The organism is Neobacillus niacini, from assembly GCF_031456445.1.
GTDB classification, from domain to species: domain Bacteria; phylum Bacillota; class Bacilli; order Bacillales; family Cytobacillaceae; genus Neobacillus; species Neobacillus niacini_I.
Genome location: NZ_JAVDUQ010000012.1, coordinates 57,775 through 74,607, shown reverse-complemented (window position 1 = coordinate 74,607; position 16,833 = coordinate 57,775). Strand labels below are relative to the sequence as shown.

The 16,833-nt window shown below is 37.4% G+C and carries 16 protein-coding genes and 2 riboswitches; of the genes, 8 read left to right on the top strand and 8 right to left on the bottom strand.

The genetic code is table 11. The annotated features are described in order from the left end of the window. Window positions 1-56: 56 nt before the first annotated feature. Window positions 57-455, bottom strand: coding sequence for a cytidine deaminase (locus J2Y67_RS12290; protein WP_310174367.1), 399 nt, complete (start codon window positions 453-455; stop codon window positions 57-59). Window positions 456-886: 431 nt separating this feature from the next. Between J2Y67_RS12290 and J2Y67_RS12285 the strand changes: the two genes are divergently transcribed. Continuing rightward, a complete protein-coding gene (locus J2Y67_RS12285) occupies window positions 887-1,396 on the top strand; it encodes a hemerythrin domain-containing protein (protein ID WP_310174366.1) in 510 nt (169 codons plus the stop codon). 891 nt (window positions 1,397-2,287) lie between these two features. Further along, entirely contained in the window at window positions 2,288-3,295 is a 1,008-nt protein-coding gene (locus J2Y67_RS12280) for an MORN repeat-containing protein (RefSeq protein WP_310174364.1), read from the top strand. Here J2Y67_RS12280 and J2Y67_RS12275 read toward each other — a convergent pair. The 5 genes from J2Y67_RS12275 to J2Y67_RS12255 form a co-directional block, all read right to left on the bottom strand. Then, window positions 3,266-3,700 (bottom strand): hypothetical protein, encoded by a 435-nt coding sequence (locus J2Y67_RS12275; protein ID WP_310174362.1) that lies wholly within the window; start codon window positions 3,698-3,700, stop codon window positions 3,266-3,268. The two genes, J2Y67_RS12280 and J2Y67_RS12275, sit on opposite strands and share 30 nt — an antisense overlap. A gap of 732 nt (window positions 3,701-4,432) precedes the next feature. Further along, on the bottom strand, window positions 4,433-5,317 hold the full coding sequence (locus J2Y67_RS12270; RefSeq protein ID WP_310174360.1) for a VOC family protein: 885 nt from the start codon (window positions 5,315-5,317) through the stop codon (window positions 4,433-4,435). Window positions 5,318-5,374: 57 nt separating this feature from the next. Continuing rightward, complete coding sequence (locus J2Y67_RS12265) at window positions 5,375-5,737, bottom strand: nuclear transport factor 2 family protein (RefSeq protein ID WP_396954073.1); 363 nt, start codon at window positions 5,735-5,737, stop codon at window positions 5,375-5,377. A gap of 252 nt (window positions 5,738-5,989) precedes the next feature. Further along, window positions 5,990-6,793, bottom strand: a complete 804-nt coding sequence (locus J2Y67_RS12260) for a formate/nitrite transporter family protein (protein WP_310174356.1) — start codon at window positions 6,791-6,793, stop codon at window positions 5,990-5,992. Window positions 6,794-7,049: 256 nt separating this feature from the next. Beyond that, window positions 7,050-7,391 (bottom strand): zinc ribbon domain-containing protein YjdM, encoded by a 342-nt coding sequence (locus J2Y67_RS12255; RefSeq protein WP_310174354.1) that lies wholly within the window; start codon window positions 7,389-7,391, stop codon window positions 7,050-7,052. A 244-nt stretch (window positions 7,392-7,635) separates the two neighbouring features. Here J2Y67_RS12255 and J2Y67_RS12250 point away from each other — a divergent pair, with 244 nt between their 5' ends. From J2Y67_RS12250 to J2Y67_RS12225, 6 genes are all read left to right on the top strand, one after another. Next, a complete protein-coding gene (locus J2Y67_RS12250; protein ID WP_310174451.1) occupies window positions 7,636-8,961 on the top strand; it encodes a radical SAM/SPASM domain-containing protein in 1,326 nt (441 codons plus the stop codon). 482 nt (window positions 8,962-9,443) lie between these two features. Then, window positions 9,444-10,286, top strand: coding sequence for a formate/nitrite transporter family protein (locus J2Y67_RS12245; protein WP_310174352.1), 843 nt, complete (start codon window positions 9,444-9,446; stop codon window positions 10,284-10,286). A 198-nt stretch (window positions 10,287-10,484) separates the two neighbouring features. Further along, window positions 10,485-11,003: a cupredoxin domain-containing protein gene (locus tag J2Y67_RS12240; RefSeq protein WP_310174350.1), complete on the top strand. Its 519-nt coding sequence runs from the start codon at window positions 10,485-10,487 to the stop codon at window positions 11,001-11,003. A gap of 16 nt (window positions 11,004-11,019) precedes the next feature. Further along, a complete protein-coding gene (locus tag J2Y67_RS12235; protein WP_310174348.1) occupies window positions 11,020-12,507 on the top strand; it encodes a cbb3-type cytochrome c oxidase subunit I in 1,488 nt (495 codons plus the stop codon). After that, on the top strand, window positions 12,500-13,108 hold the full coding sequence (locus J2Y67_RS12230; RefSeq protein ID WP_310174346.1) for an SCO family protein: 609 nt from the start codon (window positions 12,500-12,502) through the stop codon (window positions 13,106-13,108). The genes J2Y67_RS12235 and J2Y67_RS12230 overlap by 8 nt, the downstream gene beginning before the upstream one ends. Then, window positions 13,109-13,687: a hypothetical protein gene (locus J2Y67_RS12225; protein WP_310174345.1), complete on the top strand. Its 579-nt coding sequence runs from the start codon at window positions 13,109-13,111 to the stop codon at window positions 13,685-13,687. It abuts the gene before it with no gap. A gap of 219 nt (window positions 13,688-13,906) precedes the next feature. Here J2Y67_RS12225 and mmuM read toward each other — a convergent pair whose 3' ends face one another. Together mmuM and mmuP are read right to left on the bottom strand one after the other, a co-directional pair. Next, window positions 13,907-14,848 carry a homocysteine S-methyltransferase gene (mmuM, locus tag J2Y67_RS12220; RefSeq protein WP_310174343.1) on the bottom strand — a complete coding sequence of 314 codons (942 nt, stop codon included), beginning with the start codon at window positions 14,846-14,848 and terminating at the stop codon, window positions 13,907-13,909. Continuing rightward, complete coding sequence (mmuP, locus tag J2Y67_RS12215; protein WP_310174341.1) at window positions 14,823-16,232, bottom strand: S-methylmethionine permease; 1,410 nt, start codon at window positions 16,230-16,232, stop codon at window positions 14,823-14,825. The genes mmuM and mmuP overlap by 26 nt, the downstream gene beginning before the upstream one ends. An 83-nt stretch (window positions 16,233-16,315) precedes the next feature. Beyond that, window positions 16,316-16,420, bottom strand: a riboswitch (SAM riboswitch). A gap of 268 nt (window positions 16,421-16,688) precedes the next feature. Beyond that, a riboswitch (TPP riboswitch) is annotated at window positions 16,689-16,789 on the top strand. Window positions 16,790-16,833 lie beyond the last annotated feature (44 nt).

Here is a 16,833-nt window from a genome sequence, read left to right as displayed (position 1 = left end):
CCTCCAGTTGGTATAAACTTTCTAAGTTGCTGTATTCGCTTTCAGAATAAAGAAATTTAATTTGCTAAATCCTTTGAAGAAAAAAATCCAGGAAGTAATTCATTTATTGTTATCTCTTCAATTTCTCCTTTTAAATTGGTTAAGATAATTTTGGTGTTTTCATCACAAAACTCAGCCATAACTTGGCGGCAGGCACCACACGGTGAAATAGGGCCATCAGTATCCCCAATAACTACGATTGCCTCAATTTCTTTCTCTCCTTCGGAAACCGCTTTAAAAATGGCGGTCCTTTCTGCACAATTGGTTAATCCATAGGAGGCGTTTTCAATATTGCATCCAAGAAAAACTTGGTTGTTTTTTGTTAATATGGCCGCACCCACCTGAAAATTTGAATAGGGGGTATAAGCCTTTTTCCGGGCTTCTATTGCTTGGTCAATTAATGTTTGGATATCCATATCTTTATTCTTCCTTCCTGACTAATTATTAAACTGTAAAGCAGTCAGGCTGACCGGCAGGCCATCCTTTTGCTGATTGATAATAAGCAGATGTTGAAGATTTCCTTTGAAGGTTAGATGTCAGACATCCAACAAGCAGTTTCATTTTACTCCATTTATGATCATGCTGTAAACCCTTTCTTTTTTAAAAATAAACGGAAATTATAACCATAATATTCGCTAAAATGAATGGATTTTCCCTTTAAATTGATTTTAAATATATCTAAAGTATTCCTCTAAATTTTACCCATTGATTTTTGTGTGATTGTTATCACAAAATTTCCGACACTTTTGGCGTATTCTTTAAGAAGAGTAATAAGATTTGACCGAAGCTATCATGGGACGATAAGAATCACGGATGAATGGTGAGGAAGGATGGGAGTGATTTGACGATGGATGCCTCGAAAGTTATATTAAGTGCTCCACTGCAACAATTAAAGGACGAGCATATCTCGCTCCGGGCAGATATGGATCGAATCTATGAGATTACGGAAGAGATAGAATACGACTCGGGCCTTGTTGTGGTTCAACTGTTTTCGAAATTGTACGAGCAGATTTCGGCTTTCAATAATAAGCTGAAGGCACATTCCAAACGGGAGGAAGAAGGGTTGTTCCCTATGATGGCCCGCCGTCTCGGAGAGAATGACAGAACAATCGAAGTGATGGAATATGAACATGCGAAGGCGGAGCAGCATCTACAGGATTTTCTAACTGAAGCTGACCGGGCGGGAGCTGCCATTGATGAAAACGATGCACAATCGATTACCGTATACGCCGTCCAAGCACTTGCAACCTTAACACAACACTTCGCTAAGGAAGAAAAAATGCTGTTTCCGTTGGCAGAGAACATACTGTCAGTTGAAGAGAAGGAAGTAATTGAACGACTGATTTCGGGGCGATAAACAATCTCCTCTCATCCCCCTGCTCTAGCAACAAAAGTGTCCGAAACGTGAACTTAACGTGCCTATGTTCATTGGAATAAATCGAGGAAAAAACTTCCTCGAAAATGAAAGTAGTCGCGCTTTATAAAGCACGACAATCCATTTTCCAAACTGATTTTTTCCTCATGAATAGAAAAATTTATAAAAGGAAACCTCCTTTACTTATGGTACGGTTCACCGTGACCAATCTAAATGAGTCTCCCCTATTTGTTTGGCTCATTTGCGGCTCATTTTTTTAATTTATATTTACTGGATTTATTTTGACCTTCTAACTGCCGATTGGGTTGTAATTTGTGCTACCTCTGCAGCCTTACTTAAGGTGATAGTTTTATTAGATTTAATGAATTTTAAAATACAGATTTCTGAAACTGAAAACTCACCGCTATTTCCTTCTTTAGTAATGAACTTTAAAAATTCTATATCTACCAAACTGCTTCTTAATGTCAAACTTACTGCCTCGGAATATAAATTATATTCGGGAGCTGATTTCCCTAAAGAAAGCATATCCTTAAAAATTATATCTACACCTTGACCGGAGCGTTGAACTTCAAAACCTAATTGTATTTTGTGAACCTTTCGTTACTATTTTTAGAAAAAGTATCAATAGAAGCTTATTTAAACTGTATTATTCACAAAAACGCCTTTTAATTTAATTGAATCTTCAGATAATAAGGTATATAGTTATCTTTGGGAATATATTACTAAAAAGGGGATGATTTATTCATAAAATCGGACTAAATACCCATGGAAAAAGTAATTCAAAGGGTAACTTTTTGCTGCTCCTGCTGGCCATAGTTTAATAGGAATGCAACCTATGGTCTGTCCGTTAATTAATCTGAGAGGGTGATAGGAATGAAACGCATTGTTAACACTTTGCTTATTTTGGGATTGTTGCTTTCAACGCCAGTGTACTGGAACGCTAATTCCACGAAAGCAGATGCAGCAACCAATATAGGTACTGTGAAATACAAGAGTGGAGCCGTGTATGTTGGTCAGCTTGTGAAGGGAATTCCGAATGGAAAAGGAACACTAACCTTTCCAAAGGGGTCTGGGTATAAAAAATATATCGGATATTTCAAGAATGGAAAATTCAATGGCAACGGTAAATTGTATTATTCGAATGGAAAGAAGGTGACGGGGAAATTTTTGAAAGGAGCGCTCGTCAAATATACTATTAAGACCGCCTTGAAATCAGGCAAAAAGAATATGGGAATAAGTATTGACGACGGGAAAGCGCTTGGCTATACCTTTTTTATTACTTTTAATAAATATAATGAGAAAGCTGGTACATTCGAAGGAAGAATCACATGGGACACGTGGCCTATAGAAGGTGTTGTTGATACCATTAAAGGTCAATTGAAGGGTAATGCGCTTGTATTCCGACAAGTGAAGAGTACTGATAAGTGGGGCAGAATAACGAACCTCCCTTCCAATAAAACTACTGTAAGAATGACGGATGCGAATCACTTGAGCGGTACATGGACCCTACCTGGAGAAAAGCGGAAGGGCAAGGTCAAGTTCACCATTAATCCGGATGATGTTTCTCACCTGTTCAATACTTATCAAGTGTATATACAAGGGTCGACCTACACTCAGGATATAGGGGATTATTATGTTACAACATCAAGCATTGGCGCTTTGGCTGGTGGACTTATGGTTCAAAGTAATGGCACTTACGTGTGGAATACCCCAGGCAAATTGATCAAGGGCAAGTGGCGTAAAACGAAAGATAAGTATTACCCGATCGAACTATTAAAGGGGGATATGGGCAAGAATTGGAAAGTAGGGGAGTCGAAAAATCGATTTGGCGAGATATATTTGTGGGATGGTTCAACATGGCAGAATGCACGGCCACTCTAGAGTTTTATGTAGCCTTGTAAACAGCCATTTCTTCAAAAGATAAGGAATGATAAAATTAGGGTCTACCACAGCGATGAGACACTGTGGTATTTTTCTGCAACGGAACCATTCTGTCTCTAAGGCTTTTAACCAAGGTTTATACCAATTCAGCCTTATTATTTGGATAAAGAAAGATTGAATAATAAAAGGATGACCAAACGTCAATTTTATTACCTTTTGGTCATCCTTCTCTATATTTCTGAATTTAGATTTTTCAAAATTTTCTACATATACGCATTCTACACCGCCTACTCCTCTAATGATATCGACCGTATCATTTTCTTCTGGGATCACACAAATTTCGTCCACCACATCAGCATTTAAAATTGTTCCAGCTGATCCTGTATCTAATAATACTTTATTCAAAATTAAACTTTTACTTTAAACCCTTGTTAATAAGGGCATGATTGGGTGGGTATTAATTGGAATAGGGTGTTTAACGATATTTCAATACGCAGCTGACTATATCCAGCAATACTATGACATTTTCGTTGAAGTAAATTTTGTTAAAAATGCACTTTTCAGTCTTATATTTGTCATATTAGGTATTCGATTACTACGGGGCACATCGGGGGAAAGTTGAAATATTTAAGAACTATGAACCATGATTTATATGGTATAAAGAAATTGCTTTTGTTTAGTAATGACAATAATTATTCCAATAAAATCCCCCTTTGATAAACTGTTAATTAATTCAATTATACAATGAAAAAAGACTAACTAAACGAAGTTAGGCTTTCACTTTATAGCTAATTAACTCACTTTCAACATAAAATTTATCATTACATAGAAAACCTCAATTACTTATGATACGATTCTCCGTGATGTATCTAAATGAGGTTCTTTTGAACATTACTTATAAAATATTTTGATTAAATTGAGATTTATTGTGTATCTCTTACAAAACCAAAATACTTTTAACCAACTTTATTGTATTTCAAATTAAAAACATATAAGTATCCCCGTTAAATATTTATATTGATAAAATCAACTTTGTACTTTTTTTAAAAAAGTAAAGAGTTATTCTTATTGAAGAATTTTACAAATAAGAATAACCTTTTAAAATTATTTAGATACCTTCTTTTAAAACCGCCTTTATCATTTTTCAAGACGGGCATTTTCCAATGCTTCTATATCAATTTTTTTCATCTTAAAAAGTGCTTGAGTAATTCTTTGGTTTTCATCCCTTGAACCTTTATAGAGAACTTCATCCATATTATCCGGGACAATCTGCCATGAAAGTCCGAATTTATCCTTTATCCATCCGCATTGTTCTGCCTCAGGTACGGCAGAAAGCCTGTCCCAATAATAGTCAATCTCCTTCTGGTCTTTACAATTTATCATGAACGAAAATGCTTCATTAAAATGGTAATCAACGTCAAATCCATTGTCCATTGCTGAAAAGCTCATCCCGCAGAGTTTGAAACTAGCATAGTTCACCCTTGCCTTTGATGACGCTGCTTCTCCTGGTCCATATTTACTAATGATCCCTGTTTCTGAATCCTTAAATAGTTGCGTATAGAAATCTACTGCTTCTTCCGCCTTCCCACATGAATCACTGGAGAAAAGTAAGTTCGGTGTGATTTTCTGAACAGCTTGACCGTTATCTATAAGCATCAACTGCCAAGACAAACCATATCGGTCCTGGACCCAGCCATACCATTTGCTGAAGGGATATTCACCTAACGGCATTAATTCGCTTCCGCCTTCTGATAAAGCTTTCCATTTGACATTCACTTCTTCTACAGACTCACAGGCCACCATTAAAGAAATGGATGGATTAAATTTGAAGTAAGGACCGGCGCTTATAGCTTTGAATTCTTGGCCGGCCAATTCAAAACTTACCAACTCTGAATCACCGGAGGGAGTGTTTTCAATAACATTAACATTTAATAGTTTCGATTTTTCAAATAAACTAAGATAAAACAATGCAGCTTCTTTCGCTTCTTTGTCATACCATAAATGCGGAACTATTTTTTGCATAAAGACCTCCTCAACTTGGCTTTAGTATTATTTTTCCAAAATTCCCTTTTTGCAGCACTAAAACATGCCATACTCGTTGGGGGAAGTCTCAGGTATAGGTTGACCTACATCCCATAATTCAACAATTAGCCCATCATGGAAGCGAAAAATATGGATAACCGCTGCTCCAAGGTCCTCAGGTTTTTGTCTAATATGGGAATGAACCGCAACAATTTCTCCTTCTTCAATTGCATGCTTTACCTCAAGGATTTTGTTAGGGCTCTGAGCGGCATTCTCTTCCATTGCGAGCTTTAGAGAATCTACATCGCCGCGGAAATAGGGATTGTGGTGGCAGAAGCTTGGGCCTATGTATTTTCGGTATGCTTCGTCTACTTTCCCTGATGCTACGAATCGCAGGAAGGATACTGCTTTGTCTTTCATTGAGAGGTTTTCTTCCTTATTCATTACAATCAGCCTTTCGTTTTAGGAATGATACTTTTTTAGAATTAAAATCGTTTTACATCTCTTCAGGCTTTACTATTCATTTTATTAAATTCAATATAAATTAATTATTTCCTCTTAGAAATCGATTTATCAAATCGAAATAATTTTGAGGATGTCCCGTTTTAATAAAAACTTGGCAAAAACCGGGCATGAAATAAAATGGACGGAGAATTCAATGCTCCGCCATTGCTATGCTGTGGCTTTACTCTTCTTCTCAACCTTCGAAATGGTACACTTATATGCATGCCAGTATGCCATGGCAATGAAAACCGATCCACCCACCGCATTTCCTAAAAATACAGGGATAAAATTATGAAGGTATTCTATCCATGTGAAGTATCCTGCAAATATGCAGGCCGGGATGACAAACATGTTGGCAACAACGTGCTGAAATCCGATTGCTACAAACGCCATGGTTGGGAACCAAATACCGGCAATTTTCCCCATCATATCTTCTGCCCCATACGAAAGCCACACAGCTGAAGCAACCAGCCAGTTACAGCCAATCCCGGAGAAAAAAGCTTGAAGGAAGGTTGCGTCCAGTTTATGCTGCGCAATACTCACTGTCTTTGCCAAAAAAGGTGCAGTTTCCGTTAACCCAACAAGATGTCCAAAAAAGTACGCTACGAAAATGGCTCCGATAAAATTACTAATTGTAACAAGAATCCAGTTATAAAAAATCTGCTTTGTTTGGATCTTGTTTGCCATCCTCGCTAACGGCACGGCCATCATGTTCCCTGTTAATAATTCTCCGCCTGCAAGTAATGTTAGGATTAAGCCTATCGGGAATACCGATGCCCCAATCAAGCTGCTGAGTCCCTCCAAGTTGGTCGGAAGTGTTGCTGTAACACGGATAAAAAGCAAATATCCAAGTGCGATAAAAGCACCTGCTTCAAAACCTAAAATCATTGTTTGCATGAATGAATATTTTACCTTCTTCGTTCCGTTTGCTATGGTGATCTCCATCGCTTTTTCCGGTTTGCTATATGACATCATCATCTACTCCTATTAAAAGCTATAGTATGTGAAGTTATTCACATATTACTATGAGTTTATCTTAATTTATACTGTATTTTGTGAACCTTTCGTTACTATTTATAGAAAAAGGCTAAAAATAATAATATTAATCCAAAAAAAAATGGAATATCAATCAATGATATTCCGATGATCCTCTTTTTTCCATACATTATTATTTCGTAGACGGAACAACCTTTAATTCCTTTGAAATAAACAGTACCAATAAATGTATTTATACTTTTTTCACAAATTCGGATTTTAATTTCATTGCTCCAAAACCATCAATTTTACAGTCAATGTCATGATCTCCAGTTACCAACCGGATACTTTTGACCCTAGTGCCTTGTTTTAGGACTGATGAACTCCCTTTCACTTTAAGATCTTTAATGACGGTTACTGTATCCCCATCATTCAAGACATTTCCATTTGCATCTTTGATGATCTTTATATCCTCATTATTTTCTGCTTCTGATTCTAAAGTCCATTCGTTGCCACACATTGGGCAAATCAAAAGGGCTCCATCCTCATAAGTATATTCCGATTGACACTTTGGACAGCTAGGTAAGTTACTCATCTATTCATTTCCTCCACAAGTTCATTTTGCATGGGTTTCCTCTATACAATATTTCCTATCATACCTTATTTTCTGAAAGGGTTAAATACCTATTGAAACAACGCTCCTTATCGTTGGAAATCCGCTGCTGTGAACAAGGAGGTCTATCTTATGAGTGTGTGATTTATCTCATTTAATATTTTTATTTACATTCTTATAATAGTTTTTGGCTATCAAACTATATTCAAAGAAAGTTTGTGGAAGTATGAAAGACAAAAATAGATATGTTCCATCTAGATTTAATGCTATATCACATACTGATGACAATGGAGTTGTGATTTTTAATAGTTATACTGGTGCCATTACTTATTTTTCAGATGAAGAAAAAGAAGCTGTCTTATATTCTTTAAAAAGAGCTGGTATAGATATTTTAGAAAACGAAATACAAAAAGATTTATATAATAATGGTTTTTTAGTTTCTAGCGATGTTGATGAAAAGAGAAGGGCACAATTTCTTCATCAGTCATTACACCGAACAGATATAATGCACCTTGTACTTTTACCAACTGAAGCCTGCAATTTCCGTTGTACATATTGTTATGAAACGTTTGAACGTGGAAAAATGAATCGCAAAATTATAAATGGTCTTAAAGCATTCGTACAAGAAAAGAAAGGAAATTTATCGAGGCTACATATTAGTTGGTTTGGTGGTGAACCATTAGTTGCAATAGATGTCATTGAGGAACTTTCCAATTACTTTTTATCGATTGCAAAGGAAAACAATATACAATACTCTTGTGACCTTGTTACAAATGGTTATTTATTAACAAAAGATGTTTTTCAAAGATTGCTATCTTGGAATATTAATCAATTTATGATAACGATTGATGGAATTGGGGAAGTGCACGATAATCGAAGACCTTTATTAGGTGGTGGTAAATCATTTGGTAAAATTATCGATAATTTAATAGCAATTAAAGATGTCCCAGATTCATTTGATATCACCATTCGAACAAATTTCGATGAAAGTAATTTACAGGAAGCATCCAAGTTAACTGGGTTCTTAAAAGAACATTTTGCAGATGATAGGCGTTTTGGAATTATGTATCGACCTGTTGGAAGATGGGGTGGAAAAAACGATGATGACCTCCCTGTATGTAGCCGCACCATGTCTAACAAAAAGATTTGGGAGCTAACTGATGAAGCTATTACACAAGGATTAAGTATGAGCCCCATGGTAATAGAGTCATTAATGCCATCTGCATCGGTCTGCTATGCAGCAAAACCACACTCATTAGTAGTCGGCTCTGATGGACAATTGTACAAGTGTACCCTCTCTCTTGATGAAGAATTTAATAAAGTCGGAAAAATACATGAAGATGGTAGTCTAGAACTTGATTATGATAAAATTGCCAGTTGGGTAACTTCAGGAGAGGAAACAGATGCAGTTTGCCAATCCTGCTTCTACCGTCCTGCATGCCAAGGCAATCATTGTCCATTATATCGGATCCGTACTGGAGAGAGGCCTTGCCCTTATGAAAAACGAAACATTAAAAAAGCATTAAACTTAATATGGAAAAATAGTTTGTGATAGAGAAAACATATATTGCTAATGGATTTTACACCTACTTAACCATAGTGAAAGGGGGTGAGTTACATGCGTATATTACGTCCAGCTACATCTCCGGTTAACAACAATAATACTGGAAAAATTATGAAATCTGTTCCAGGTAACTTAAAATAGGAACATATAACAACAGAAGGCAACTCCCCCCTTTGGGCGAGTTGTCTTCTTTTTCGTGTTCGATTCCACTGTCACTAACCTAAGTTTCTAGAATCTTATCGAAATTATAAAAACCATTTATTTAAATCATCAAGATATATAGCATTTAAACCATGCATTCTGCGATTAATTTCAAGTAGATTGGCAGTATTTTATTTTGCAATAGATCTTCTGAATTTCTACGATAATTACTGTGTTAATGAGTAAATTGTAATTTTTTGTAAAATAATATTGATTTGGTAAACTACTCTCTTTACAATAAAAATCAAACGAAAAAGGAGGGATGGAGATTGGATTATATTAAACCTGTTCAGTTGGTGGAGGATGTTGCAACTACAGGGGCCTATAAATCCAATTTGGCTGTGAAAGACATTTTAATCAAGGGGATCCTGTCAGGTGCCTTTTTGGGCTTCTCCACGACACTCGCTTATACCGCTTCAATCGAAACCAAGTTGGGGATTGTTGGTGCATTTATCTTTCCTGTTGGATTTGTCCTTATTTTGTTATTAGGATTAGAACTGGTAACCGGCAATTTTGCCATGCTACCACTTGCTAAAATGAGAGGGTTTACATCCGGTAAAAGCGTTTATGTTAACTTCTTTTGGGCTTTTGTTGGAAATCTTTTAGGCAGCCTGTTGTATGGGGGATTATTTTATATCTCTGCAACAAAACTGGGACATATTACCGAAGGACCAATGATTGAAAAGATCATTTCTGTGGCGGAAGGAAAAACCCTCGCGTATAAAAGCCTTGGCGTGGAAGGAATCATCATTTCTATAACAAAAGCAATTTTATGTAATTGGATGGTAACATTGGGTGCATTTATGGCATTCACCTCTAGTTCTACAATTGGAAAAATTGCAGCAATGTGGCTTCCTATTTTTTTGTTTTTTGCCCATGGTTTTGAGCACGCAGTGGTAAATATGTTTGTGATTCCAACAGCCATTTTTATGGGTGCCAATATCTCCCTAGGAGATTGGTGGATATGGAATCAAATACCTGTAACCATTGGAAACTTTATTGGTGGATTCGTTTTTACAGGTTTAGCTCTTCATTTGGTAAACAAGAAAGAAACAACTTCTGCACACGTCATGGTTAACTCTCCAGCACCAAAACAGGAAAAGAACTTATAGAGAATCACTGGAACAATCCACCCCTTCATCTACTAACTAACAGGGAAATTCGTCTCCTTATTTTTCAGATAATTGTGATTTTTCTAACAGTAATTCCTAAGGTTATTTTGTATGATTCTTTTAGGCTAGAATTTTTTGCTGCACACAAGCTTAGTCATCCTTGAAGAAAAGAATTGATTTCAAAAAAGGGGGATTAGTATGTATCAACAAGCAGCCTGGGTTATTACCTTACTTCTTAGCCTTTTTATTATTTTTGTCTTCCTGTTTGTCTTCGCACGGTCTGCTAAAAAGAGCGATTATGCCGGGATTCAAAAAAAGGGATACTTGATTCGCAATATTTGGTTTATATTGGTATGTTTTTTGTTGCTGACTACAAGCTATTTTACCTTAAAACAACTGCCTTATCATCGGGCGGCGGCGAAAAGCACTCCTATTGACGTGGATGTTACCGCAATGCAATTTGGGTTCGAAATATCTAAGGACTCTTTTAAAGTTGGGGATTACATTGCCTTTCATGTCACTAGCAAGGATGTCAATCATGGCTTTGGTTTATACGATGATACTATGAATATTGTTGCTCAAACTCAAGCCATGCCTCAATATACAAACACTGTGTATTATCAATTTACGAAACCTGGAACCTATTCAATTTTGTGCTTGGAGTATTGTGGTGCAGCCCACCACATTATGAAACGAGAGATTATCGTTAATGAATAATGGGGGGAGTTAGTAAATGAAAAACACGTTACGGATAGCAATCGACCCAAAAACAAAGAAAAGTGTTGTGTTTCCACTTATCGTTAGTGGTGCGGTTTTACTGTTAATGATGATTGCTGGTGTTCTAATGCTCCTATCCCAAGGAGAGCTTATCAGGCTGGACACCATCCTATTCTATAAAGTCTTGACATTGCATGGAACCGGTATGATTGGTGCTGCCCTACTCGCTGTCTCTTCCATCATGTGGTATTTCTTAAGCCAATACGTTCCATTAAAAAGATCTGTGTTTCATGTATATATCTTCCTTTTCCTTATCGGTGTTTTCATGGTTTTAGTCGGAATCTTTGGCTTTGATTTTGCAGGTGGCTGGACCTTTCTTTATCCCTTGCCTGCCATTTCAGGTGGAATGTGGGGGAAAACAGGTGCTACCCTTTATTTAAGCGGGATGTTAGTAATTGGAACTTCGTTTTTGATTTTTCTATTAGAAACCGCACGTGCCATCATCAAGGAATATGGAAGCTTCTCCACAACGCTGGGCTGGCCGCAACTTCTTGGGAAAAAAGAAGGTTTTGGTCCTCCTCCAACGGTTGTTGCCGCTACAATGGTATGTATAGTTGACATCACGGCACTGATTGCAGGTGCTTCCATCCTTTTAATGAGCCTCATTAACCTTTATGCACCAAGTTTTACGATTGATCCCCTTCTTGCAAAAAACTTAACCTTTGCCTTTGGCCATGTTCTTGCAAATTCTACCATTTATATAGGGGTTATTGCCGTCTATGAGCTACTCCCCCGGTATACGGGCAGGCCTTGGAAATCCAATAAAATCTTTTTAATTGCGTGGAACCTTTCAACAATTTTAACTCTTTCTGCCTATCCTCATCACCTTTTGATGGACTTTGCTATGCCAAAGTGGGTCCTGATTTTGGGGCAGGTTCTTTCCTATATCAATGGAATCCCTGTGCTGGTTGTTACTGCATTTGGGGCATTGTTGATTATCTATCGTTCTGGAATTAAGTGGGACGTGGCTTCAACCTTCCTCTACCTTTCAATGTTTGGCTGGGTGATTGGGGTGATTCCGGCCATTGTTGATGCCACCATCGTGATCAATCAAGTGATGCACAACACCAAATGGGTACCTGGTCATTTCCATATGTATATGGGGATGGGAGTTTGTGCAATGATTCTAGGATTCATGTACTACCTGACAAGGATGGAAGGCGGTCGGGAAGATAGCAAGTTTGACCGTTTCATCTTATGGATGTATTTCTTGGCGTTCCTTGGACTAACCTATTCATTCTTATATTCAGGAAAGACAAGTGTCCCAAGACGTTGGGCTGAGCATCTTCCTGAATGGGCTCCTGTAGATATTGTTGCTGCTTTCTTCGGATTTGCCATAACTTTCATTTTCTTATTATTTTTCTTCCGTTTTATTAACTACTCCAGCAGGATTGGGAAAAATATTTCTAATACTGAGGATATTGGGACTTCGACACATGGATAAAAAATATATTTTCATGACAATGGGGCTCACAATCTTAGGCACAGCAATTTTGTTTTTCTATACCGATCATTTTCGAGCCTTTACAGCTGAACAGGCAAGAAAAATCGATGTGTTGCAAGAAAGTCCCATCGTTCCTAATGTAACTTTTGAAGACAGTAAGGGAGAATCCTTTACCCTTTCTGAATATCAAGGGAAATACGTTTTAGCTACGTTCTTTTATGCTACCTGCGGAGATGTTTGCCCCATAGTGGAGATGAATTTTAATAAAATTTATTCAAGCCTTCCAAAAGGGACCCTGCGTGACAAATTAGATTTTTTAAGCATTAGCTTTGATCCTAAGCGGGATACACCTGAAATGCTTGAACACCATCGCGAATTGTATGAAGCAGACGGAGTTAAATGGAGAATAGCCACGGTTCCAGACCAAAAGGAACTGAAGTTATTATTAAAAAAGGCAGGGGTCATTGTCATCCCGCTTGAAAATGGATTTGAACATAATGCAGCATTTTATTTAATTGACCCTAAAGGCAGTTTAATCCAGATATATGATTATAGCTCTCCCGACAAAGTAGTCGAGGAATTAAATGTAAGGGTGAAATGAATGAAACCTATTGTATTCATTTGCTTTATACTTATTGCCGCCCTTAGTATCCCACAAGTAAGAACGGGTCTTGAAAGTACTATGGTTGGCCAAATGGTTATTCAAATTCCTTTATTAGCTTTTACTGGATATTTATTTGGAACTGGGATCAGGAAACATGTATGGAAGCCGGAAGGAGTTCAATACAACCAAAATGGAATTCCTGTTCTGCTCATTGCTATATTTACTAGCATCTTTTGGCTCCTGCCGCGATCCCTTGATGCAGCGCTTAACAATACTACATTTGAATTGGCAAAGTATTTGACTGCACCTTTATTGATTGGTCTCCCCCTGGCTTTTAGCTGGGGGCGGCTTACTCCTATAGTCAAGGGATTTATCTGGGCAAATGTAATTTCCATGCTTTTTGTCATGGGCTGGCTTTACGCCAATGCTCCCATTCGTCTCTGTAACAATTATCTAAAGGGACAACAAGTCAACTTGGGAATTACGTTAATTGGGCTCTCGCTTTTCTTCCTATTTTCGTTATTTTTTAAGGCATTTTTCATTGGAGAAAAAAGAATCAGTCCTCCGCTGCGTTAGTCAGTGGAGGACTGATCCAAAATTTAAAATCGATAACGCCACCAACGTGGCTTAGTTCTTTACCTATTATTTGGGTAAAATAACAATTCAAAACCTCATTTACTTATGGTAAGGTTCACCGTAACGCATCTAAATGAGGTTTTCTCTAAATTCATCTCTAAAAGGCAGGAAACATGGAGTACCATAATGATCATAAAGAGAATATTAATGGTACTTTTACTACCGCCACCTTTTAGAAAGTTCTTCAATGTGATGTGGTGTTGTTCTGCAGCATCCTCCAATCAACCTTGCTCCTGCTTGGTACCATTCTTCAAATTGCAGTTCAAACCTGTTACATAATTCTTGACCATGCCATGTTTTTGTTTCTGGATTATAGGTTTCCCCGGAATTCGGATATACAAGAATAGCCTTTTTCGTGTTCTTACGCAACTCCCGGATGGCATTAGTAACATATGTTACTGGTACACAATTTAAACCAATTGCAATAATTTGTTTATCTCCTTCAAAAAACTGTGCACACTCCGCAAGTTTTGTACCATCACTAATTTCTTTTTCATTTTTCAAAGAAAAAGATAGCCAAGCATATGCCTCCGGAAATTCTCGCAATAAGGAAGATAAAACTTTCGCTTCTTGTAAAGAAGGTATCGTTTCAAATGCTAATAAATCTACACCCGCTTCAATCAATGCTGCTATTCTGGAACGGTGGAATTCTACTAATCTTTCATCTGTCACACCGTAATTTCCTACATACTCTGAACCATCAGCCAGGTAAGCTCCATATGGTCCAACAGATGCAGCCACCAATGGCCTAGGACGATTAGGTTGCGTATTTCCCTTCCAAAAATCATCTCTCGCCCTTCTTGCCAGCAACACCGTTTGCTTAATTAATTCTAAAGCTTTCATCTTTTCTATTCCTCGCGCGGAAAAACCATCAATTGTTGCCTGATAGCTTGCCGTGATGGCACAGTCCGCTCCAGCACGAAAATAATCAAAATGAACCTGATAAATCAATTCCGGATTTTCAAGTAAAACACGTGCGGACCATAGAGGATCATCCAAATTACATCCATGTGACTCCAGTTCTGTAGCTAAAGCTCCATCAAGAAGCATAATGGAATGTTGGGATAAAATAGTATCAATTGGGTTGATTTTGTTGGACATTATTTGCGCCTCTTTTCTTTAGATTTTGTGTAAGATAGTAGCTGCCGTAGCAGAGCACTATAAATGGAATGCCACAATATAAGGCTATTCGTTGAGTAGGATCAAATGCAATTCCAATACATGATGCAAGACATAAGACAAATGATACAATTGGAACCAACGGATAGAGTGGCGTACGATAGACCAAGTTCTCTATTGAATTTCCTTCTTTCAAAAATTGTCTACGAAATAGGAACTGTGAGGCACTAATACTCATCCAAACGACAACCACAGCCAGACCGGAAATGGATACAAGCACAATGTACACAGTATCTGGTGCAACAATGCTTGAGAACAAAGCTAAAGCACCACCTAACATACTAAAAATAACTCCATTGATTGGAACACCCTGTTTTGTCATTTTTGCAAACATGGGTGAGATGGTTTTCTTATTTGCAAGTGACCAAAGCATTCTCGAGGAAGCATAAAGTCCTGAATTTGCAGCAGATAAAATGGCTGTTAGGATAACAAAATTCATTATATCTGCAGAGTAAGGCACCCCAATACGTTCAAGAACTGCAACAAACGGGCTCTCTAATACTCCTGCATCGTTCATTGGCAATATCGCAGTTAACACTACGATTGTTCCTACAAAAAAGATAATCAATCTCCATAAAGTGGTGCTAATTGCCTTCGGGATTGTTTTTTGCGGATTCGCCGTTTCTCCAGCTGCAATACCAATTAATTCCGTTCCCGAAAAAGCAAAATTAACCGCAAGCATTGTCATGATAATGGCGAAGGCACCATTAGGAAACAGTCCTGCTTTTACAAAATTAGAAAAGAAAGGCGCTGAGTTTGAATGTGACATTGGAAGAAAGCCTACCATTGCCGCTACACCTAAAATAATAAAGATCACAATTGCAATTACCTTTATAGATGAGAACCAGAATTCAGTTTCAGCAAAAAACTTAACAGTTAATATATTAAATATAAAAATTAAAATAGCAAAAAAAGCACTCCAGATCCAAACATTGATTGAGGGAAACCATCTTTGCATAAGCATTCCCGCAGCAGTAAATTCAGAACCTAAGGCAACAGTCCACGTTAACCAATACAACCAGGCAACAGTATATCCTGTTCCTGGTCCGATGTATTTAGCTGCAAAGCTATGAAATGCACCGGTTTCAGGCATATATACAGAAAGCTCACCCAAACATAGCATAACTAGATAAACCACTAATGCACCAATCAGATAGGACAGAATCGTACCAAACGGACCCGCCTGTTGAATCGTATAGCCCGAACTTAAAAATAATCCAGTTCCAATCACACCGCCAAGCGATAACATGACAATATGACGCGTTTGCATTTTCCTTTGAAATTCTTGCCCATTTTTGTTCTCCATTTTTACTCTCCTTTGCTGCTATCCAGAAAAAACAAAAAAGCACTCAAAAAATGAGTGCTCTACTGACAAATAAAAACGGACCGAACTTATCTATCAGGGTTATCACCCGCTGGAATTAGCACAGTATCTTAAGCAGACCTGTTGCTGAGGTTTCATAGGGCCAGTCCCTCTACCTCTCTGGATAAGAAATATTTTTTTATAAACTTATCAATCAATTTTCGAATTGTCAATACCCTCAGCATTTTCAGAAAAATAATTTATCATAGAAATGCCAGAATTTTGATAGAAACGCAAAAGAATAAAAAAACCTCATTTATTTATGGTACGGTTCAGCGAATCTCATCTAAACACAAAGTTATCTTGAGCATAGGTTCAATATATGTCCTGTGTGATGAATATCATATTTATTATGAGATTCTTCTGATAAACTTGATATATAAAAACAAATAACATTTGATAGAAAGCTAGGGGTGCCCTTATTGGGCTGAGAGGAGCAATCCAACCCTTTGAACCTGATTTGGATTAGTACCAACGTAGGGAAGCTAAACACTCTAGTGCAGCTTACCTATTTTTTTTGGGTAAGCTTTTTTATATTTCAAGG